Source organism: Blautia sp. Marseille-P3201T (assembly GCF_900120295.1).
In the GTDB taxonomy this organism is placed as follows: Bacteria; Bacillota; Clostridia; order Lachnospirales; family Lachnospiraceae; genus Blautia.
The window spans coordinates 1,076,244-1,096,595 of sequence record NZ_LT635470.1 but is presented as its reverse complement, the minus strand read 5'-3'; the positions used below and the strand labels follow the sequence as shown (position 1 = coordinate 1,096,595).

Here is a 20,352-nt window from a genome sequence, read left to right as displayed (position 1 = left end):
GGAGGTTACAAATGGAGAACAGTAAAAACATAAAAAAGGTAGAGCTGGGTAATCCCATTCATCTGGAAGAATTTGTAGCGGTCGCACGATATGGGGCAGAGGTTACTTTCTCTGAAGAATACTGCCAACGTGTAAAGAGAAGCCGCAAGTTAGTGGAAAAATGGGTAGATGAAGAAAGAGTTATGTATGGTGTTACCACAGGTTTTGGCGCTCTTTGCACAAAAGCAATCGGAAAAGAAGAAACAGCACAATTACAGGAGAATATTATTTTAACTCATGCGGTTTCTGTGGGCGAACCCTTGAAAGAAGAAGGGGTTCGTGGAATTATGCTTATGGTTTTACAGAACTTAGGTCGTGGGAATAGCGGTGTGCGTCTGGAAGTTTTAGAACAGTATAAAGAGTTTTTAAATAAGGGTGTTATTCCAAAAGTGCCGGAGTCAGGAAGCGTAGGCTATCTGGCTTTGGAGGCACATACGGCTTTGGTACTGCTGGGAAAAGGAGAGGCATGGTATCAGGGAGAATTACTCTCAGGAGAAGAAGCCCTAAAAAGAGCGGGTATGAAGCCTATGGAATTAAGCTCCAAAGAAGGTTTGGCTCTTGTTTCCGGAACAACATCTCCCACAGCCCTCGGAGCGCTGGCGTTATATGATATGTTGCAGGCTGCCAAGACAGCAGACATTATCGGTGCATTGACGGTTGAAACTTTGAAAGGTGTGATGAATGCTTTTGATGAGAGAGTAATGAAGGTCCGCCCTCATGGGGAGCAGGGTAAGGTAGCAGAAAACATAAGAAAAATCCTGAAAAGTTCCAAAGTAATAAAGAAATATCAGGGAAGCCGTGTACAGGATGCCTTATCTTTAAGATGTATGCCCCAGCTTCACGGTGCGTCCAGAAAAACTTTGGAAGATGCAAGAAGAACATTGGAAATTGAAATAAATTCCTGCTGTGACAATCCGATTATCTGGAGCGAGCCGGGAGAGGAAGATGTGATTTCTGCTTGCAATGCAGACTCTTCCTATGTAGGGCTGGAGATGGATAGCGCCAGTATTGCTGCCTGCACTTTAGGTAAAATGTCTGAGCGGCGAAACAACAGAATTATTGATGAAAATCTGTCCGGATATCCGTGGTTCTGTATCAGCAAACCGGGGTTGAATTCAGGACTTATGATACCCCAATATACACAGGCGGGACTTCTCAATGAAATGAGAGTGCTATGTTCACCGGCAACTATTGATAACACACCTACCTGCGGAAATCAGGAGGACTATGTTGCAATGGGATATTTTGCCTGCAGAAAGGCAGTAACAGTAGCAGAAAAGCTGGAATACATTCTTGCCATAGAACTTTTATCCGACTATGAAGCCCAGCAGTTTCAAGATAAGGAGGTGGAAGTAAGTTCTGTGTCAAAAGCTGTATACAGTGAATTAAAAATGACAGTTCCTGTTATGGAAAAAGACATGATTTTGCATCCACATATTGAACATATTAAAAATCTTATTCATTCCGGAAGAATTTTGGAAATTGCGGAAAGCGTAGTAGGAAACTTAAAATAATATAGAAAGCATCATGGATATTTGGTATAATATGAAATATCCATGGTGCTTTTTGGATTTATAGAAAATTGTGTTCTATGAAATAAAAACTGCTCCATGAGGATTGCACTGCGCAGGGGAGGTAATTATGAAAAAGAAAAAAATTGTTTATTCAGGTATATTCATTGTAATTTTATTCTGCATTGCAGTGATTTTTTATTGTATAGGCTATGAGAAATCTTTAAAAGAAAATCAAACAGTAACTTTTCATGCTATTATTACGGATATAGGAGCAAATGATAGCTATATTCAGGTGGAAGGACTGGAAACTAATGATATCAACAGCCGAGGAGCATTTGAGTTTTCAATAGAAGACGATACAAAATTAGAATGGCATAATACCCCTATAAAGCTTTCGGAATTTGATGTGGGAGATTGTGTTGCCGTAACTCATACAGGAAGTATTATGGAAAGTTATCCGGGAAAAATTGAAAAGGTAACAAAGCTTCAGCTTTTAGATGATGAGAAATAAAGAAAGAGAGTGAGAATAAAATGGAAAAAATCAAAAAGGAAGAAATCTGGTCAATACCAAATTGTATGGGATATTTTCGTATTCTGCTGATACCGGTTTTCTGCGTAATTTATTTGAATGCAGACAGTGTGAAGGATTACTATCTGGCAGCGGGAATTGTTCTGGTATCAACGATTACCGATTTGTTTGACGGAAAAGTAGCACGAAAATTTAATATGGTAACGGAACTTGGGAAGTTCGTAGATCCTTTTGCAGATAAACTGACTCACGGGGCAGTGGCATTATGTTTGTGTACCAGATATAAGCGTATGATATGGCTGGTAGTGCTCATGGCAATTAAGGAAGGTTTTATGGCAATTATGGGATTGATAAATCTGCGCCGAGGCAAGAAATTAGACGGAGCAAAATGGTACGGAAAAGTATGTACCGCAACTTTATTTATAATTTTAGGTGTGCTGGTCTTTCTACCGGAAATTCCAAGTGGAATTGCAGATGTATTGATTTTAAGCGAAATGGTAATTATGGCGATTGTGCTGGTTTTGTATGCCTTTGAATTTCGGAAAATGGCAAAATGATTTTTCGGGAATTGGTTCTTGCATCTTTGGCAGAAAAGAACTATAATTGTCTATTTATAAGCAATAGTTTTAGGAAGGAATAGTGAAAGTATGAGTGTCTATGCAATTTATTTTAGCCCAACAAGAAGTACAGAAAAAATTGTGAAATTATTAGCTAAGGAATTTGGTACATATGGGGAAATTGATTTAAGCAAACAGAATTCAGGGGAAAACGTAAGAGCTTTTAAAGAAGATGATATCTGCATTTTCGGTGTGCCTTCTTATGGCGGAAGAGTACCTGCGCCTGCACTGGAGCGTATGAAAAAAATGAAGGGAAATAAGGCAAAGGCTGTTTTGGTTGCCGTATATGGAAATCGTGCTTATGAAGATACATTGCTGGAATTAAAGGAACAGGTGGACTTATGCGGATTTCACGTAACAGCCGCTGTGTCAGCCGTAGCAGAACATTCCATTATGCACCAGTTTGCAAGAAAAAGACCGGATGCAAGAGATAAAAAAGAACTAAAAGAATTTGCTCAGAAGATTATACATAAAATCAAATCCGGTGATGAGAAAGAGATTTCCGTACCGGGGAATAAGCCTTACCGTAAATATAATGGCGTTCCGTTAAAACCAAAAGCTGGAAAAGACTGCAAAGGCTGCGGCTTATGTGCTCAGGTCTGTCCGGTAGGCGCAATATCTTCCGAGTCACCGAAAAAGACGGACAAAAGTAAATGTATTTCTTGTATGCGATGCGTTCAGGTTTGCCCGAAAAAAGCAAGAAAAGTGAATAAGCTGAAATTAAAAATTGCATCTATGAAAATGAAGAAAGTTTGTGAAGACAGAAAGAAAGACGAACTGTTTCTTTAAGATTTGTAAAAATACAGCAGGATAAAGGAGAAGTGCCTTTTGTCCTGCTGTGTTTTAATTTATGGAGCTGTCATTTTAAGTGCATATCCGGAGATATTGATACATTTTATGCTCAGTCTGCGCTCACTTTGAGCTTGTAATCTCAAAGCGTGCTCGACAAATTCGTTAAAAGTGTATCAATATCTCGAACAATACTTAAAAATGACAGTTCCGTTTTTTATAATATAGTTTCTAAAATGTGCAACAGTAAAGGTAGATTTGCTGAAAACAGACCTCCATAAGTGGAAAACTTTGAAAAATGAATAGGAGTTTCTTTTTTATAGGCATAAAATGTACTTACATTGTTATCGACTTCAGGAGTTTCCTCTGTGAGAGGATGAGACTCTATTGTGACGTAAGGGGTTATATCTATAGGAGGTTCATCCTCAGAATGGTATTCAATATCTGGCTCTGTGGAAGTATCAGACTCCTCTTCTTCTGTCAGTGATTTTTCTAAATCTTCATAATAGGTAGACTCCGGTTTATCAGCGTTAAGCTCGTCAGGTGACATCAGAAAACCATTTTCATCGTATTCAGGTCCAACGTAATCTTCGGCTTGTACAATAAGACAGGAACTCATGCACAGAGATATTGACATCAGAAAACCTATCATTTTTCTTTTCTTCATAAAAACCTTCCCTCCGTTATTAAGACAGTAACATTCATGGTGACAAAAATTTTTTGTTTTATAAACTCATTATATCCTATATAGAGGGACATATCAAATTGTTTCGTCATTTCCAAATAGAAAAGTCAAAAAACAATCTTGCCAAAAGCGGTCTAATATGTTATTTTATTAAAGTATGTCAATAATTTAACGATAAAAACAGTGGAGGAAGACAGAGTATGTGGAAAAAGAAGCAGAATAAATTCCCCGGCGGAATTCATCCCACAGATGGTTATGACAAGGCAATGACCATGGACCTGCCTGTCCATGAATATTGGCCTGAGACAGTTACGATTTTGTCAGAGCAGTCTTTTGGCGGAAAATGTCAGTTGTTAGTCAAGCCACAAGATAAAGTAGAAGCAGGACAGCAAATCGGAATTCCTGAGGCATTTATGGCAGCTCCTTTACATGCAAGTGTAAGCGGAGAGGTTCTCCGAGTAGAAGAAGTAAACAATCAGGGAAGAAATATTCTGGCGTGTATTATTAAAAGAGGGGAAACCTCAAAACAGGATGCACAGGAATATGAAAGCAAACTGGTAGATATTGAGAATTTTACAAAAGAAGAAATTATTGCGGGAATTCGTGACGGCGGTCTTACAGGAATGGGCGGCGCAGGATTTCCGACTCATAAGAAATACGAAACAGATAAAAAAATCGATGCGCTGCTGATTAATGCAGCAGAATGTGAGCCGTTTTTAACATGTGATTATCGCTTGATGCTGGAATATAGCTATGCAGTAGTAAATGGTATTCGTCTTTTGTTAAAGGCTTCCGGCGCTCCAAAAGCATATCTTTGCATGGAAGACAATAAACCGGAGGCGGCAAAAATTCTTGGTAAAATTTTAGAAAATACAAAAGATATAGAAGTAAAGGTACTGCCGACACAGTATCCTCAGGGTGGAGAGCGTCAGCTCATTCAGGCTGTTATGGGCAGAGAAGTGCCAATGGGAGGACTTCCGGCAGAGGCAGGAGCGATTGTGTCCAATGTAGGAACAGCCAAAGCCACAGCAGATATGCTTCTTGGAAAGACACCTCTTATCAGAAGGATTGTGACAGTAACAGGCTGTGTGAAAAATCCGGGGAACTATTTGGTTCCAATCGGAACTTCAGCAAAAGAGCTGGTAGAGCTTTGCGGAGGAGTGACAGTAAAGAATAACAGAGTCATTGCAGGCGGACCGATGACAGGTCCTTGTGTAGCTTCTGACTGGAATGGTGAAAGTGAACTTTTCTATGTAACAAAGAACACTTCCGGAATTTTAGTTCTTCCTGACAGTCAGTATGAGGAACAGCCATGTATTCGATGTGCAGGCTGTGAAAGTGTGTGTCCGGCGGGATTAGTTCCTTATCAGATTGAATTTGCATATTTAGAAGAAGATTACGATTTGTGTGAGAGCTTATACGCCAGTGAGTGTATTGCCTGTGGCTGCTGCTCTTATATCTGCCCTGCCAAGAGAGAACTGTCTGTAAGGACAAGAATGGCAAGAGATATGGTGAAACAGAGAATGAGAGAAAGGGCGGTGAAAAAATAATGAGTCAGACAAGAGTAATTAACGGACCGCATCTTCGTACTCCAAGAACAACCAGAAATGTTATGATGCACGTAACAATTTCCTTAATTCCGGCACTTTTAGGAGCAATATATTATTTTGGAATTCAGGCATTATACTTGTCAGGTCTTTCTGTGGCAGTATGTGTGCTGACAGAATTTATATGGCAGAAAATTACAAAAAAGCAGGTGACAGCAGGGGATTTCAGCGCTGTGGTTACAGGTCTTTTATTAGCCTTTAATATGCCGGTTACGGTTCCGGTGTGGACACTTGTTGCAGCAGACGTATTCAGTATTTTAGTTGTAAAGCAGATGTTCGGCGGAATTGGAAATAACTTTGTAAATCCTGCTCTTATGGGAAGACTTCTTGTTATGGTAGCATGGCCGGCAGCCGTAATGCAGTATGTGGTGCCGAGAACAATTTCCGTAGATGCTGTTTCAGCGGCAACTATTCTGGGAACAGCGAAAAGCGGTGCAGAAACAGGTTACAGCTATCTTCAGATGTTTTTGGGCGAAATGCCGGGAGCAATGGGAGAAACAAGTAAATTACTGCTTTTAATCGGTTTTGCTTACATGTGTTATAAAAAAATCGTAAATGCGGAAGCAGCAGTTACCTATATCGGAACAGTTACAATTTTAACGTTTATCTTCGGACCGGATGGTCTCTTTACAGGCGATATTTTATTAAATCTTTTCGGCGGCGGTCTGATTATGGGCGGTTGTTATATGCTGACAGATTATGCCTTTGCATCCAGAAAAGGTAAGTTGATTTATGCGGCTGTGGCAGGTATTATTACTGCGGCAATCCGAATTTTCAGCGTTTATCCGGAAGGTATTTGTTTCGGTATTTTAACAGCAAACTGTATGGCAGGTATGTTGTCTGTGCTTTATAAAAAGCATGTGTATGGAATGAAGAAAAAAGAAGCGTAGTGGAGGAAAAATATGAAGAATAAAAACGTAAGAGGGATTATTGCATTAGCAGTTGTTACAGCACTTTCTTTCGGAGTGATTATGGGCTCTAAGGCTCTCGCAAAGGACATGGGAACAGGTGCTTCTAATACAGCAGAAGAACAGGTAAAAGAAGAAATCGATACCAAAGGTGCAGAAGGTATTGAAAAAGCTGTTAAGACAGAAAATGGTTACATGGTAACTGCAAAAGTAAAAGGATATGGCGGAGATATTGTGATGAACGTATCCTTTGATGCAGAAAAGAAAAAAGTAACAAAAGTAGAAGTAACAGAACAGAAAGAAACAGAAGGTCTTGGAGCAAAGGTTGCAGACGCAGAATTCCTCAGCCAGTTTGAAGGTGTGGAAGCTCCTGTATTCTTACCGGGCATGAGCCTTGAAAAAGAAGAAAAAGTATCTGATGAAGAACTTTTAAAAGAATTAAAAGACGGAACTTATGAGGCAAAAGCAGATGCTCCTGACAATAACGGATTTACAGATGTAGTAACAGTAACCGTAAAAGACGGAAAAATTGCAGAGGTAACCTGGGAAGCAGTGGGAGCAGACGGAAGTACAAAGAGTGTGCTGTCTGAAAACGGAGAATATGTAATGACAGAAGACGGACTTACATGGAAGGAACAGGCAGAAGCTCTTGCAAAAGCAGTAGTAGAAAATCAGTCTTTAAGCTTTTTAAATTTAGATGAGCAGGGAAAAACAGATGCGGTTTCCGGTGTAAGTATTTCTATCGGCGGATTTACAGCTCTTGCAGAGAAATGTTTACAAGAAGCAGCAGGAATTGTTCAGACTTTAGAATTGAAAGACGGAACTTATGAAGCAAAAGCAGAAGCGGCAGATAATAACGGATTTACAGATGTAGTAACAATGACTGTTGCAGACGGAAAAATTACAGAAGTAAACTGGGAGGCAGTAGGAGAAGACGGAAGCAAAAAGAGTGTACTGTCTGAAAACGGAGAATATGTAATGACAGAAGACGGACTTACTTGGAAAGAACAGGCAGAGGCTCTGGCAAACGCTCTTATTGAAAATCAGTCCTTAGATTTCCTTCAGGTAAATGAACAGGGAAAAACAGATGCAGTTTCCGGTGTAAGTATTTCTGTTGGCGGATTTATCAGTCTTGCAGAAAAATGTATGAATGAAGCAGCTGGTGTTGAAGAAACAGAAGAAGCTCCTGCAAACGGAACACAGGTAGATGTAGTATCAGGAGCAACGATTTCTTCTACGGCAGTAGTAACAGGAATAAACAAAGCATTTGAATTTTTACAGACAGTGAAATAAGAAAACGGAGGATATAACATGAAATTAAGATATCCGGCAGAAGCCTTTGCTTTTGGGATTGTATTATTTTCAGCAGGAATGAAGGAAGCCTTTGCGGCAGGTATTCTTGTGATTTTGTCCGTAGTATTTGCTGAATTTCTGAAAAATCTTTTACAGGATTTTGTACCTGACTGGAGCTTAAAACTCTGTGTATTTATTGGGACAGGAGCGGTAAGTTCATCAGCATTTTTGCTGGCATTTTCCTATCTGGGAACTTCAGTAAGTACAGGACTTTGGATTATGACTGTTCTTCTGGGACTTTTTGCAGCAAAGCATGTATTGGCAGATAATATAGAAGCAGAGTACGGAGAGCTTTTCTGGGAATGTGCCATTGCATGGGGATTTTGGATACTTTTAAGTATTGCCAGAGAATTCTTCGGCTCAGGAATGGTCTTCGGAAACATGATTTTGGAAGCGGAAATGCAGTCTAAAGTATTTTTAGAAACAATTTTCGGATTTTTGACAGCAGGTATGACGCTTGCCTTTACCAACGGAATTATCAAGAAAAAGATTACAAATACACACAGCTTGCTGTTAGTTATTCCATTGGCAATGTTCATCAGACCATTTGATATGGAAAGCTTCGGAGAAATTGTGGGATTAGTATGGACTATTCTTGTTCCGATTATTTTATTTATTTCTGTAAAGAAAACCTTGAAATTTGCAAGAACAGGAAAAGCGTTCCGTGGATTACCGGTGGAAATGCTGGCAATGGGATTTATCTATATGATTTTAAGTATTTATTAAAAGAAAACTGTCGTCTTTGCAGTTGAAAACTGCGGGGCGGCAGTTTTTGTATAACTTGATTTAGAAATGGAATTATTCATCTTTGACACTATAAAATCTGCATGTTATAATTTTTTCATAGAATTCCTCTGGGAGATAGAGGAAGAATATGCAGAAAAGATGTTTAAGTGATCTTACAATTAAGAATGATTTTATGTTTGGTGCAGTGATGATAAATCCTGAAAATTGTAAAGAGTTTTTGGAAAGAGCATTGGAAATAGAAATTGACCATGTAGATGTCAGTCGGGAAAAAAGTATGGTCTATCACCCTGATTATAAAGGTATTCGTTTAGATGTCTATGCCAAAGATGAGAAAAATACTTGCTATAATGTGGAGATGCAGATGACGAAAAAACCTGCACTTGGCAGACGCAGCAGATATTATCAAAGTCAAATGGATATGGATATTCTTTTGTCAGGAAGAGAATATGCAGAATTACCCGATAGTTACGTGATTTTTATCTGTGATTTTGATCCTTTTGGTGAAAGAAAATATCGTTATACTTTTCAGATGCAGTGCAAAGAAAGCAATCGAACACCATTGGAAGATGGAAGAAGAATTGTATTTTTGAGTACTTGCGGAGAGAATAAGGATGAAATTTCCAAGGAACTGTTGGCTTTTTTGAAATTTGTAAAAGCAGATTTAAAAGAAAGTCAGGGGGATTTTCATGATGACTATGTGAAAAAGCTTCAGGAGTTTATCAGGCATGTAAAAGAAAGTCGCGAGATGGAGGAACGCTTTATGACTTTAGAAGAAATGTTAAAAGATGAGCGAAAAGAAGGATTAAAAGAGGGGATAAAAGAAGGAACAATAAAAGCTCATAAAAAAATTGTATCGAAAATGTTATCTAAGGGGCTAAGTGACGAGGAAATCATGGAGCTTTGCGATATTTCTTTGGAAGAATTAGAAAATCTCAAAAATCATAGATAAAAACAACATCTCAAAAAATTCTAATATCAAATCTGTTTTATATCTATTGTTTATAAGTCATATCTATTAGTAACTTTTCAGACGAAGTTAAAAAATCAGGGGAATTCTATGATTGAAAGAGAATTTGGAAATCTTCTTTTTAGGAGGCGGAAGATGAAACTAAAAAATGTATTGATTGTTGTAAAGGACATAGAAAAATCCAAAAAGTTTTATAAAGATTTATTTGGACTTGAGGTTGTTCTGGACAGCGGGGGAAATGTAATTTTAACAGAAGGACTGGTTCTTCAAGAGGAAAGCCTTTGGAAAGAAACAATACACAGAGAGTTATGCTCGAAGCATAATAAAACAGAGCTTTATTTTACAGAAAGAGATATGGAATATTTTTTAGAAAAACTTCAATCTTATGAAGATGTTATAGAATATGTGACGCCTTTGACAAGAAATCCATGGGGAAGACAAGTTGTGCGATTTTATGATTTGGACGGTAATCTTATTGAGGTTGCCGGTGAAGAATAAGGAGAAGTGATAGTGATGAAATTAGATACCATGCACCATATTGCAATTATTGGCAGTGACTATGAAAAGTCTAAAAAGTTTTATGTGGATATTCTGGGGTTTGAAGTTATTCGGGAAAATTACAGGGAAGAGCGGAAGGATTATAAAATTGACCTTCGTCAGGGAAATATAGAAATCGAATTGTTTATTATTCCGGGATGTCCTAAGAGATTAAGTTATCCTGAGGCAAATGGTTTGCGTCATCTGGCATTTAAAGTAGAGTCGGTAGAAAAAACGGCAAAAGAGCTGGAAAAGTTGGGAGTAGAGACAGAGCCAATTCGAATAGATGAATTTACAGGAGAGCAGATGACATTCTTCTTTGATCCTGATGGATTGCCTTTAGAATTACATGGATAAAGGAGGACGCAAAATGGATAAAAAGAAAAAATTAAGAAAACGGACATTGATTTTTGCTGGAATATCAGTGATTTGTATTGTCGTGGGAGCATTAAGCTGGGGATATTACAAGAAAGTAACAGAGTTTAAAACTTCAAAATGTGATTTTATACCATCGTCTACTTTTGACGCAGTAGTACAGAAGATTGATATAGAAAACAGCCAAATGGAGGTCATCATAGAAGAAGATACAGCAATACAGGAAGGGACAGAACCCCAAAGTGTGATGCTTGATTGTGAAAAGGTAGATTACAAATTGTATAATACAGAGCAGGGAGATAGGATTGAGTTTTCCTGTAAAGAAGAAAGGCTGGATGACGATAGTGTGAAAATATCTAATTTCACCAGAAAAGAGTGAAAATCACGTGCTTGACATATTTCTTTTAATTATGTACTATAAGAGTATATAACTGCATAGTCTAAGTGGTCGTTGAACCTTAGGTTCAAGGTTAAAAGGGAAACCGGTGCAATTCCGGTACAGTCACCTCTGCTGTGAAGCGGACGAGGAAATAGAAGCCATTGAATAGCAATTCGAGAAGGCATTTCCAAGGATGAAGCAAAGTCAGAACACCTGCCATGTATATAGAGTATTTCCGGGCTGAGGAGATTTTTTTGCGTACAGCAATATGCAGTGATAAAATTCATATTGAATGATTGAGTGAGAGGTTCTTTTGCCGATATGGGAAAAGAACCTCTTTTTATATAATAGGAAATTCCGACTTTTGTTGGAACAATGAATGAAAATAGCCCACACAAAGGTGGGCATAGGAACAAGATGACGCTCGTTAGAAGATATAAAAACCTTCTACACCAGCCTCATCGGCAAATAAATCATCTTCGTTTAAAAAGTAATCCATATCCAGAAGCTCCTCCTCGCTCATATTGCGAATGTCCTTAGGAGTCATTCCTTCTGGTGGATTGTCAATGTATTTTTTGCGTAATTCCTCGATATCTGTTTTCATGGGAACCATCCTCCTTTTAGAGGATTATAGCATAGAATGTAAAAAAAGAAATCATGCAGAAGAACGCTTTCCGAGAAATTTGGACATTGCTTTCTCATAAAGTTCTTCGAGGGATACGCGTTGGTGATTATAATAAAGTTCCAGGAACTCCATTTTGTGCCTGCAGCCGGGACATTCCAAAGGATCATAGCCGAAGGAAGAAAGAATGGCATTGCGCCACAGGTTGAAGCTTCGGTAAATGCGGTGCCTGCTTTTGGGGATAGCCCGGTAGAGTTTTGCATCTGTTTTTCTGTGTCTGGCATATAAGCCGCCATAACGGATCATTTTAAAGTGCTTTTCGGGGATATGGCGGATCAGCCTTTTTATGAAATCCATGGCAGGAATAGTTTCCTGTATATATTGATCATCCTCATGGCGGTTATAATGAAAAGTCACCATTTCGCCATCATAGGAGTCAATTCTGGAGACGGCGATGACAGGTCGGCCAAGATACCGGCCAATATAGCGGATGACTGCTTTAGGGTCACAGAGGTTTGGTCTGGCATAAACATAGAAGCCCTGCTTGTGTTCATCATAACATTTGGCTTTTACTTTTTTAAAAGAAGAACCGAGGAGAGTTTCCATCTCATTGAGGAGAGCGGTGCGGAAAGCATTCCGAAGAAAGGTGTAGTTAAAATGCTTTACGGGTTTCCAGAGTCCATCATCACTAAGACCGCCTTCGGAAATAAGGCAGTGAATGTGAGGGTTCCATTTGAGATCCCTGCCAAAGGTATGCAAAACCATGAGAAAGCCGGGGGTAAAATTTTTGGATTGATTGATTTTGAAAAACATACGGGAGACGACACTGTTGACGGAATGAAAAAGGCAGTCAAGGAGTGTGCGGTCTTTGAGAAAGAAATCCCGAAGGTTTTTGTCAATGGTAAAAACACAGTGGCGATGGCTGGACTGTATGAGTTTGAAAGCCATGCTGGTAGAGCGCTCCATGGAATATTTGATGCCGCAGGTAGGGCAAAAGCGGCTGTGACAGCGGAAAGGAACGAATTTTAGGTTACCGCAGTGGGTGCAGGCATACATGGCACCGCTGAAGGAAGGATCACCGCAGTGGATCATTTTATCAATGTTTTCCATTTCCGTTTTTCTGGGATGGAGGGTATATTTAATTTCTTCATAATAGTCGGTAAAAATTTTTTGAAGTATATTCATGAGAGTATTATGACAGATAGGGAAGGAAAAAGAAAGCCCCAACCCCTCAAAGATTGAGGGGCAGGGGAGTTGAAGTGTCGAAGACACTTTTTTATATAGGAAATTATGTCCTATACAATAAAAATGTTCCGCAAGGATTGTGCTGCGGTGGGCGGGGATTATGTTGCTTTTTTTGAGGATGCATATTATGCGTATGAAAGGGGAAAAGAAGATATGAAACAAAAGAGATATTCTTTTGGAAAACAGTTGCTCAGTATGATTTTAGCAATAGTTTTGTTTTTATCAGGATTTACAGTTCCAGTAAAAGCAGATAACAGTCAGAACGAGCAGTCAAACGCAGCAGAAAAGCCATACGTCTATTTTCAATATGACGATGGCAGAATTCAGGAAATGGGTGAGGATCAAACCTTTACCTTAAATTTATTTGATGCAGGAAAGTTTGTTCTTGCAGGAACAGATAAGGAAGCAGATTGGCAATTTTCAGCTGAGGTGCAGGTCACAGACACAGAATATATGACACATTACTGGGTTGACAGTGATGGAACTTATATTCCGTTTGATGTGAGAAAAATTGAGGGATATGTTTGTAACGCAGACAATCCTGACGAAATTTTTCAGGAATTTTCTATTGACAATGTTTCGGCAGAAGTTGAGGAAGTAAAAGCTTTTGTAGAAGAACAGGAAGTTTCTATGGATAAGCCATATCAGATGGCGGGAAACAGTGAGGGCAATGTAGTTGTAAAAGGAAGAGTAAAAGGAACAAAAGAGTTTAAAACTATTCCGACTGATGCTTTATACTATGAAAAGATAAGCGGCCCTGGTATGATTTTTGGAGCAGGAAGTTTCATGATGTTGGGAGATGGAGAAGCAGTATTCAAAGCTTCCCTTTATGAGGATAGAAGTCTTACTGTAGAATTTAAGGTGGTTTCCGGTGCGGTACAATTGCAGGATTTTGCAGTAAACGTCCCTGAGGTATGGTATATTGACTCTTGGAATGCTTTGGGGGGATATTATGTGGGAATTATTCAGGGACAGAACGCAGAGAATAATTTTAATTGTAGTTTTGTTCCAGAGAATGCTACAAATCAAAAGCTTGTATGGGAAGCATTGACACCGGATATTGCAGAATATATGGAAGCTTTCGGAAATGGAATTGTTCCGAAAAAAGCAGGTTTGGCAAAATTTAAGATTTCCAGTGAAGAAAATTCAAATATAGCTCATGAAGTCAGCGTGGAATTCCGTTATAAACATCCTTTAGAAGAGGCAAAAACAGAAAAGGAAGTTTATGAATTAGAAGAGGGAAAGAAAACTGAATTTAAAATCAATACAGTACCTTCTGAAGCAACAGAACAGAGATTTCAGTGGTCTTACAGCAACGAAGGAATTGTAAAAGTAACGGACAATGTAGAAACAGAAACAGGAAATGTAAACGCACCAAAGAAAACAATTCATTACCTGGAAGCCTTGAAAGCAGGAGAAGTTACAGTAACCGGTGTTCCATATGATACAACTGCCGACTGCAAAAATGTAGAATTTACTGTACGTGTTACAAAAGACGGAATTGTTCCGGAAGATATCAATTATCTGGAAATGGCAAAAAAAGATATTGAACATGGAACAGCATATTTGTCTAAGCAAAGTATGGAAAAGTACGGAGATGAATGGAACATTTTTACTGTTTTACGTTCCGGAAAAGAAATAGACCAGAAGACATTGGATAAATATTATGAGAGCGTAGAAAAACAGGTAAAAAAGAGTGCGGATAAAATGCGTGCTACAGATTTAGCCAGAGTAATTATTACATTAGAGGCTATGGGAGAGAACCCGGCGGATGTAGGTGGTGTGAACTTACTGGAAAAATTGTATAACAGTAAGACCATAGCATCTGATACATCGAACTGTCCGATTTGGGCATTGATTGCTTTAGATGGATGGAAGTCAGAAATTCCTGCTGATGCAATATGGACAAGAGAAGAGTTGATTGAGCAAATTCTTAGTTTTCAGACGGAACAGGGTGGATTTGGTTTATTTAATAATAAAACTTCAAGTATTGACATGACAGGTATGGCATTACAGGCGCTGGCTCCTTATTACAAAGATGATACATATCCTGAAGTGAAAAAGGCAGTAGATAAAACTTTAGAATATTTAAAGAGCCAGAAGACGGATAAAGCAGGATATTTAGATGGAGGCAAGGAAAACAGCTGTACAACAGCACAGGTACTTACCGCAGTTACTGCATTACAGATTGATCCAATCAGTGCAGAAACAGGATTTACATCAAATGAGAATAATATGGTGAAAAATCTTCACAGCTATAAAACAGAGGATGGATTTGGCTGGCAGGATGCAAAACAGACAAATGGTATGGCTGTTCAGCAAGTAACATATGCACTTGAAGCATACAGACGTTTTGCAGAGCAAGAAAATAGTTTATATGATATTACAGACACGAAAGTACAGAATGGTTGGGAAGAAACAGAAAACGGCTGGCAGTATTATGAAAACGGGAAAAAGGCAGTTGGTTGGAAATTAATTTCCGGATCATGGTATTATTTCAATGAAGACGGATATATGGAAACCGGCTGGGTACCGGTAGGAAATCACTGGTATTATATGAATAGCAGTGGAGCAATGGAAACCGGCTGGGTACTGGTAGGAAATCACTGGTATTATATGAATAGCAGTGGGGCAATGGAAACTGGCTGGGTATTGGTAGGAAATCACTGGTATTATATGAATAGCAGTGGAGCAATGGAAACCGGCTGGGTACTGGTAGGAAATCATTGGTATTATATGAATAGCAGTGGAGCAATGGAAACCGGCTGGGTACTGGTAGGAAATCACTGGTATTATATGAATAGTGATGGAGCAATGGAAACCGGCTGGGTATCAGTGGAAAACAACTGGTATTATTTGTATGGAGACGGAAGTATGGCAACTTCTCAGTGGATTGGAAATTATTATGTAAAGTCTGATGGAAGTATGGCAACTAGCCAATGGATTGGCGGATATTATGTAGATGCATCCGGAAAATGGGTACAAAATGCTTAAAATTTAAAATAAAAAAAGGAGAAAAGTTATGAAACAAAAAAAGCAACATATAAGTGGAAAAATTTTTAGTTTAATTTTAGTTATGTTTCTTATGATTATTGGTATTGCTTTTCCGATAAAAGCGCAAGCCGCAGAGAAAACAGGTCATGTAGTTATTTCCGTAGAACGTTTTACTATAGGACAAGGATATATTTATGAGCCGGTTTTTGTTCCGTTTGAAGAAGGGGATAATGCGGCAACTTTGTTGAAAAAAGTGATTGGTAAAGAGAACTTTGTAGGGCAAGACTCATATTTAGAAGCTATTGTAGGTGGTGATTTAGGAACAGATAAGGTAGTAGTACCTGAATATATTGAAAAACTTAGTAATGGGATGGTGACAACAGAAACAGCCAAAGAATATGGGAATGATGATGATGCGTTGGGTGAATTTGACTACAGTAATCTTTCTGGATGGATGTATCATGTAAACGGCGAAGAAGTAGGATATGGAATTTCTGCTTATGAACCTAAAGATGGGGATGTATTGAGATTTCAGTTTACTATGTATGGCTATGGAACAGATTTAACAGGTTATGAATGGGGAAATCCAGAACCTGTTATCGATATTTGCAATAAAGATGAGATTACAAAGTTAATGGCAGAAGTAAATGCAGATAGAGAAAAATTGATGGCAGTGCCTGAAGTAAAAGCAGCATATGATGAAGCGGTCCAATTAATATCTGCGGTAATTACACCAAAAGAGGAAATTGATTTAGCAACAGCAAAATTAAGAGAAGCAGTAGAAAATGTTAAAAAGGAAGGCTGGCAGGAAACTGCGGAAGGCTGGCAGTACTATGAAAACGGAAAAAAGGCAGTTGGCTGGAAATTAATTTCCGGAACATGGTATTATTTCAATGAAGACGGAGCAATGGAAACCGGCTGGGTACTGGTAGGAAATCATTGGTATTATATGAATAGTGATGGAGCAATGGAAACCGGCTGGGTATCAGTGGAAAACAACTGGTATTATTTACATGGAGATGGAAGTATGGCAACTTCTCAGTGGATTGGAGATTACTATGTGAAGTCTGACGGAAGTATGGCAACTGATCAATGGATTGACGGATATTATGTAGACGCCTCTGGAAAATGGGTAAGAAATGCATAAGTAAAGGACAAACATAATTCGAAACCGGGCAGAGAATAAGAGAAAAATTTGAAAAATAAGGCTGTCACATTAAGCAGTAATCAGGAATGCATATACATTTTTGATATACACTTAAAGTGACAGCTTTATAAGTGTTTCGATGTTTTATTTCATATAAGTAATCTTTAATTCTTCTTGAAAATGATCACTGTAATGCAGTTGATAATCGTCTGTAATGAAAACTGCATGAACATCAGGAAGGCTGTTGATTAATTCCAAACCTTTGTCCAGACCAAGAGCAAAGCAGGAGGTGCTAAGTCCATCTCCATCTACAGACTGGTCGGAAATAATCGTTACAGACACCAGATGATTATTGTAAGGATAGCCTGTATCAGGATTTAAAATATGATGATAGAAAGCTCCGTCTTTTTCAAAATAACGTTCATAAATACCGGAGGAAACTACGGATTTATCTTCAATATCAAGGACTGCAATGGTTTCACTTCTGTCTGCAAAAGGTTTTTGAATTCCAATACGAAAAGGGGTATTATCCGGCTTTTTGCCGATACAAAGAACATTTCCGCCGAGATTGATAGTAGCGCTTTTTACTCCTTTTGATACCAGAAACTCTTTCATTTTATCTGCAATATATCCCTTTGCAATCGCTCCCAAATCAAGCCCCATGCCTTCTTTGGCAAAAGTCAGTTTGTTTCCTTCTATTGATACATCTTCATAGTTTACTAAAGGAAGAGCTGCCTGGATAGCTTCGTCAGCAGGCACTTTTTTTTCTTCTGAGGTAAAATCCCACAGAGAAGATATGGGTGCAATGGCAATGTCAAAAGCACCATCTGAGAGACTTCCATAGTAGAGTCCCTTTGAAATTAATTCTGCTGTCTCAGAGGAAAGGATGAAAGCACCGTTTTCCTGTTTTAGAGTTTGATTGTTTAGCTGGGAAATTTCACTGGAGCTTAATGTTCTGCTAAAAAGTTTTTCATATTGATCGCATAATTCCATCACTTCATCCAGAAGTTTTTTATCTGCAGAGTCATAAATATTTACGGTGACAACAGTATTTAATTTAAAAGCAGTGGCAGAAATGGGTTCATCCGGCTGCTGTTTTTTTTCATAAATCGCAGCGAAACCTAAAAGGGTTACAAATAATAGTCCAATGGTAAATAGAAATAATGATTTTTTGTTTTTCATAAATGCTCCTCTTATTTGTTTAAATCAAAAATATTGTAAGGTTAAGGTGTTGTTTCTGTCAAGAAAGAATATAATAGAGTGATGATAATCAGAGGGTAATTATGAAAAAAATAGTTTTAATCCTGTGTTTTTTTGTTCTGTTTTGGGTAGGGGAAAAAGGAATGGAACGGGCCGTAGAAACAGTAAATGAGCTTTCGGATCAGGATCACCCGGAAATTGCATTGACCTTTGATGATGGTCCGCATGAAATTTATACGGAGAGACTTTTAGACGGATTAAAAGAGAGGGGTGTGCAGGCAACTTTTTTTCTCATTGGGCAGAACATAGAAGGAAGGGAAGATGTAGTAAAGAGGATGAAAGCAGAAGGTCATCTTATTGGAAACCATACTTATCATCATGTGAATTTAAAGGGAATTTCAGAGAAAGAGGCAGAAGAAGAAGTTATAATGGCTTGTAATAAAATTTATGATACTGTAGGCATTTGTACCTCTTTTGTACGTCCGCCTTTTGGAGAATGGAAAAAAAACTTAGATTTTGATATTACTATGATACCGGTGTCATGGAATGTGGACTCATTGGACTGGACAACAGAAAATGTAGAGAAAACTGTAAAAAGGGTAGTGAAAGATGTGAAAGAAGGTGATATTATTTTAATGCACGATATTTATGCTTCCTCTGTAGAGGCAGCGCTTCGTATTGTAGATATTTTACAGGAAAAAGGATATGAGTTTGTTACTGTAGATGAATTACTTTTAGAATAGAGGAGAAGAAACAGAGATGGATTTATTTGATTATATGAAGGAGCAGACACTGGAAAATGAGTCACCTCTGGCAGCCAGAATGAGACCTGTTACTTTAGAGGAAGTGGCAGGGCAGGAACATATTATCGGCAAGGATAAGTTGCTATACCGGGCCATTAAAGCAGATAAGCTGGGCAGTGTTATTTTTTATGGACCACCGGGAACAGGAAAAACTACCTTGGCAAAAGTCATTGCCAATACCACCAGCGCCAGATTTAAGCAGATTAATGCCACAGTAGCCGGCAAAAAGGACATGGAAGAAGTGGTGAAGGAAGCCCAGCAGTACTTGGGAATGTATGGAAAGAAAACGATACTTTTTGTAGATGAAATTCATCGTTTTAATAAAGGTCAGCAAGATTATTTACTGCCATTTGTAGAAGACGGTACCTTGATTTTAATAGGGGCAACAACAGAAAATCCTTATTTTGAAGTGAATGGAGCGCTTCTTTCCCGTTCCATTGTTTTTGAATTGAAACCTTTGGAAAAAGAGGATATCTGTAAACTTTTAGAGAGAGCGGTTTCTGATTGTGAAAGGGGCATGGGAAGCTATCACGCAGTTCTCCATGAGGATGCCAAAAATTTTCTGGCAGATATTGCAGGAGGAGATGCAAGAGCTGCTTTAAATGCCCTTGAATTGGGTATACTTACCACACAAAAAAGTGAAGATGGCAAGATACATATTGATTTAGAAACGGCTTCCCAGTGTATTCAAAAGAGAGTTGTCCGCTATGATAAGACTGGAGATAATCATTATGATACTATTTCTGCTTTTATTAAAAGTATGCGAGGTTCAGATCCGGATGCAGCAGTATTTTATTTGGCAAAAATGCTGTATGCAGGAGAAGATATTAAATTTATTGCCCGCCGTATTATGATTTGCGCTGCAGAAGATGTTGGAAATGCAGATCCTCAGGCGCTGCAGGTTGCAGTGGCAGCGGCACAGGCGGTGGAGCGTCTTGGCATGCCGGAGGCACAAATTCCATTGGCACAGGCAGTGACTTATGTAGCATCTGCGCCAAAGAGCAATGCAGCTTATATGGCTATTGCAGAGGCTATGGAAGCGGTGAAAAATACAAAAACTACTGTGCCGGTACATTTGCAGGATGCTCATTATAAAGGGGCATCTAAAATGGGACATGGAGCAGGATATAAATATGCTCATGATTATCCTAACCATTATGTAGAACAACAGTATATGCCTTCGGAACTTCAGGGAAGAGTATTTTATAGTCCTACTGAGAATGGATACGAGCAAAATATCAGGGATTATTTCAAAAAAATCAAGGAAAACAGTTGAGTTTCTTAAAGTAAAGTGA

The 20,352-nt window shown here is 38.6% G+C and carries 20 protein-coding genes and 1 riboswitch; of the genes, 16 read left to right on the top strand and 4 right to left on the bottom strand.

All coding sequences use genetic code 11. The features are described 5' to 3' along the window. The first annotated feature begins 11 nt into the window (after window positions 1–11). The 4 genes from BQ7352_RS13675 to BQ7352_RS13660 all read left to right on the top strand — a co-directional run bounded on the left by BQ7352_RS13675 (window position 12) and on the right by BQ7352_RS13660 (window position 3,488). Entirely contained in the window at window positions 12–1,553 is a 1,542-nt protein-coding gene (locus tag BQ7352_RS13675; protein WP_072449721.1) for an HAL/PAL/TAL family ammonia-lyase, read from the top strand. Between the two features lie 127 nt (window positions 1,554–1,680). Further along, window positions 1,681–2,064 carry a hypothetical protein gene (locus BQ7352_RS13670; RefSeq protein ID WP_072449720.1) on the top strand — a complete coding sequence of 128 codons (384 nt, stop codon included), beginning with the start codon at window positions 1,681–1,683 and terminating at the stop codon, window positions 2,062–2,064. Between the two features lie 20 nt (window positions 2,065–2,084). Beyond that, entirely contained in the window at window positions 2,085–2,639 is a 555-nt protein-coding gene (locus tag BQ7352_RS13665; protein ID WP_072449719.1) for a CDP-alcohol phosphatidyltransferase family protein, read from the top strand. Between the two features lie 90 nt (window positions 2,640–2,729). Continuing rightward, a complete protein-coding gene (locus tag BQ7352_RS13660) occupies window positions 2,730–3,488 on the top strand; it encodes an EFR1 family ferrodoxin (protein ID WP_072449718.1) in 759 nt (252 codons plus the stop codon). Between the two features lie 217 nt (window positions 3,489–3,705). Here the strand turns inward: BQ7352_RS13660 and BQ7352_RS13655 are convergent, their stop codons facing one another. Further along, window positions 3,706–4,155: a hypothetical protein gene (locus tag BQ7352_RS13655; RefSeq protein WP_072449717.1), complete on the bottom strand. Its 450-nt coding sequence runs from the start codon at window positions 4,153–4,155 to the stop codon at window positions 3,706–3,708. A 218-nt stretch (window positions 4,156–4,373) separates the two neighbouring features. Here BQ7352_RS13655 and rsxC point away from each other — a divergent pair, with 218 nt between their 5' ends. The 8 genes from rsxC (at window position 4,374) to BQ7352_RS13615 (ending at window position 11,046) form a co-directional block, all read left to right on the top strand. After that, entirely contained in the window at window positions 4,374–5,723 is a 1,350-nt protein-coding gene (gene rsxC, locus BQ7352_RS13650; RefSeq protein ID WP_072449716.1) for an electron transport complex subunit RsxC, read from the top strand. After that, window positions 5,723–6,670, top strand: a complete 948-nt coding sequence (locus tag BQ7352_RS13645; RefSeq protein ID WP_072449715.1) for an RnfABCDGE type electron transport complex subunit D — start codon at window positions 5,723–5,725, stop codon at window positions 6,668–6,670. Before rsxC ends, BQ7352_RS13645 begins: the two co-directional genes overlap by 1 nt. Before the next feature lie 12 nt (window positions 6,671–6,682). Continuing rightward, window positions 6,683–7,981, top strand: coding sequence for an FMN-binding protein (locus BQ7352_RS13640; RefSeq protein WP_072449714.1), 1,299 nt, complete (start codon window positions 6,683–6,685; stop codon window positions 7,979–7,981). Between the two features lie 18 nt (window positions 7,982–7,999). After that, window positions 8,000–8,767 carry a hypothetical protein gene (locus BQ7352_RS13635; protein WP_072449713.1) on the top strand — a complete coding sequence of 256 codons (768 nt, stop codon included), beginning with the start codon at window positions 8,000–8,002 and terminating at the stop codon, window positions 8,765–8,767. Window positions 8,768–8,915: 148 nt separating this feature from the next. Beyond that, window positions 8,916–9,737 carry an Rpn family recombination-promoting nuclease/putative transposase gene (locus BQ7352_RS13630; RefSeq protein WP_072449712.1) on the top strand — a complete coding sequence of 274 codons (822 nt, stop codon included), beginning with the start codon at window positions 8,916–8,918 and terminating at the stop codon, window positions 9,735–9,737. Between the two features lie 153 nt (window positions 9,738–9,890). After that, window positions 9,891–10,253: a VOC family protein gene (locus tag BQ7352_RS13625; protein ID WP_072449711.1), complete on the top strand. Its 363-nt coding sequence runs from the start codon at window positions 9,891–9,893 to the stop codon at window positions 10,251–10,253. 15 nt (window positions 10,254–10,268) lie between these two features. Beyond that, window positions 10,269–10,649 (top strand): SMU1112c/YaeR family gloxylase I-like metalloprotein, encoded by a 381-nt coding sequence (gloA2, locus tag BQ7352_RS13620; RefSeq protein ID WP_072449710.1) that lies wholly within the window; start codon window positions 10,269–10,271, stop codon window positions 10,647–10,649. Between the two features lie 13 nt (window positions 10,650–10,662). Further along, window positions 10,663–11,046 carry a multidrug transporter gene (locus BQ7352_RS13615; protein ID WP_242948596.1) on the top strand — a complete coding sequence of 128 codons (384 nt, stop codon included), beginning with the start codon at window positions 10,663–10,665 and terminating at the stop codon, window positions 11,044–11,046. A gap of 49 nt (window positions 11,047–11,095) precedes the next feature. Continuing rightward, a riboswitch (cobalamin riboswitch) is annotated at window positions 11,096–11,281 on the top strand. Between the two features lie 192 nt (window positions 11,282–11,473). Here BQ7352_RS13615 and BQ7352_RS14680 read toward each other — a convergent pair. Further along, a complete protein-coding gene (locus BQ7352_RS14680; RefSeq protein ID WP_200791387.1) occupies window positions 11,474–11,650 on the bottom strand; it encodes a hypothetical protein in 177 nt (58 codons plus the stop codon). Between the two features lie 51 nt (window positions 11,651–11,701). Continuing rightward, entirely contained in the window at window positions 11,702–12,853 is a 1,152-nt protein-coding gene (locus tag BQ7352_RS13610; protein WP_072449873.1) for an IS91 family transposase, read from the bottom strand. 213 nt (window positions 12,854–13,066) lie between these two features. On the opposite strand from BQ7352_RS13610, the gene BQ7352_RS14675 reads away from it, so the two are divergent. Then, window positions 13,067–15,907 (top strand): hypothetical protein, encoded by a 2,841-nt coding sequence (locus tag BQ7352_RS14675; protein WP_242948594.1) that lies wholly within the window; start codon window positions 13,067–13,069, stop codon window positions 15,905–15,907. 28 nt (window positions 15,908–15,935) lie between these two features. Further along, window positions 15,936–17,054, top strand: coding sequence for an N-acetylmuramoyl-L-alanine amidase family protein (locus tag BQ7352_RS14935; protein WP_072449707.1), 1,119 nt, complete (start codon window positions 15,936–15,938; stop codon window positions 17,052–17,054). Between the two features lie 144 nt (window positions 17,055–17,198). On the opposite strand, the gene BQ7352_RS13595 is transcribed toward BQ7352_RS14935, so the two are convergent. Further along, window positions 17,199–18,236 carry an FAD:protein FMN transferase gene (locus BQ7352_RS13595; protein WP_072449706.1) on the bottom strand — a complete coding sequence of 346 codons (1,038 nt, stop codon included), beginning with the start codon at window positions 18,234–18,236 and terminating at the stop codon, window positions 17,199–17,201. 101 nt (window positions 18,237–18,337) lie between these two features. On the opposite strand from BQ7352_RS13595, the gene BQ7352_RS13590 reads away from it, so the two are divergent. Both BQ7352_RS13590 and BQ7352_RS13585 read left to right on the top strand, forming a co-directional pair. Then, entirely contained in the window at window positions 18,338–18,997 is a 660-nt protein-coding gene (locus tag BQ7352_RS13590; protein WP_072449705.1) for a polysaccharide deacetylase family protein, read from the top strand. A 16-nt stretch (window positions 18,998–19,013) separates the two neighbouring features. Further along, window positions 19,014–20,333, top strand: coding sequence for a replication-associated recombination protein A (locus tag BQ7352_RS13585; RefSeq protein WP_072449704.1), 1,320 nt, complete (start codon window positions 19,014–19,016; stop codon window positions 20,331–20,333). Window positions 20,334–20,352: the final 19 nt, after the last annotated feature.

What these genes read in the sequence shown, in the direction of transcription:
- BQ7352_RS13675 (WP_072449721.1), top strand. Translation starts at nt 12, where the DNA reads ATGGAGAACAGTAAAAACATAAAAAAGGTAGAGCTGGGTAATCCCATT.
- BQ7352_RS13670 (WP_072449720.1), top strand. Translation starts at nt 1,681, where the DNA reads ATGAAAAAGAAAAAAATTGTTTATTCAGGTATATTCATTGTAATTTTA.
- BQ7352_RS13665 (WP_072449719.1), top strand. Translation starts at nt 2,085, where the DNA reads ATGGAAAAAATCAAAAAGGAAGAAATCTGGTCAATACCAAATTGTATG.
- BQ7352_RS13660 (WP_072449718.1), top strand. Translation starts at nt 2,730, where the DNA reads ATGAGTGTCTATGCAATTTATTTTAGCCCAACAAGAAGTACAGAAAAA.
- BQ7352_RS13655 (WP_072449717.1), bottom strand. Translation starts at nt 4,155, where the DNA reads ATGAAGAAAAGAAAAATGATAGGTTTTCTGATGTCAATATCTCTGTGC.
- rsxC (WP_072449716.1), top strand. Translation starts at nt 4,374, where the DNA reads ATGTGGAAAAAGAAGCAGAATAAATTCCCCGGCGGAATTCATCCCACA.
- BQ7352_RS13645 (WP_072449715.1), top strand. Translation starts at nt 5,723, where the DNA reads ATGAGTCAGACAAGAGTAATTAACGGACCGCATCTTCGTACTCCAAGA.
- BQ7352_RS13640 (WP_072449714.1), top strand. Translation starts at nt 6,683, where the DNA reads ATGAAGAATAAAAACGTAAGAGGGATTATTGCATTAGCAGTTGTTACA.
- BQ7352_RS13635 (WP_072449713.1), top strand. Translation starts at nt 8,000, where the DNA reads ATGAAATTAAGATATCCGGCAGAAGCCTTTGCTTTTGGGATTGTATTA.
- BQ7352_RS13630 (WP_072449712.1), top strand. Translation starts at nt 8,916, where the DNA reads ATGCAGAAAAGATGTTTAAGTGATCTTACAATTAAGAATGATTTTATG.
- BQ7352_RS13625 (WP_072449711.1), top strand. Translation starts at nt 9,891, where the DNA reads ATGAAACTAAAAAATGTATTGATTGTTGTAAAGGACATAGAAAAATCC.
- gloA2 (WP_072449710.1), top strand. Translation starts at nt 10,269, where the DNA reads ATGAAATTAGATACCATGCACCATATTGCAATTATTGGCAGTGACTAT.
- BQ7352_RS13615 (WP_242948596.1), top strand. Translation starts at nt 10,663, where the DNA reads ATGGATAAAAAGAAAAAATTAAGAAAACGGACATTGATTTTTGCTGGA.
- BQ7352_RS14680 (WP_200791387.1), bottom strand. Translation starts at nt 11,650, where the DNA reads ATGAAAACAGATATCGAGGAATTACGCAAAAAATACATTGACAATCCA.
- BQ7352_RS13610 (WP_072449873.1), bottom strand. Translation starts at nt 12,853, where the DNA reads ATGAATATACTTCAAAAAATTTTTACCGACTATTATGAAGAAATTAAA.
- BQ7352_RS14675 (WP_242948594.1), top strand. Translation starts at nt 13,067, where the DNA reads ATGAAACAAAAGAGATATTCTTTTGGAAAACAGTTGCTCAGTATGATT.
- BQ7352_RS14935 (WP_072449707.1), top strand. Translation starts at nt 15,936, where the DNA reads ATGAAACAAAAAAAGCAACATATAAGTGGAAAAATTTTTAGTTTAATT.
- BQ7352_RS13595 (WP_072449706.1), bottom strand. Translation starts at nt 18,236, where the DNA reads ATGAAAAACAAAAAATCATTATTTCTATTTACCATTGGACTATTATTT.
- BQ7352_RS13590 (WP_072449705.1), top strand. Translation starts at nt 18,338, where the DNA reads ATGAAAAAAATAGTTTTAATCCTGTGTTTTTTTGTTCTGTTTTGGGTA.
- BQ7352_RS13585 (WP_072449704.1), top strand. Translation starts at nt 19,014, where the DNA reads ATGGATTTATTTGATTATATGAAGGAGCAGACACTGGAAAATGAGTCA.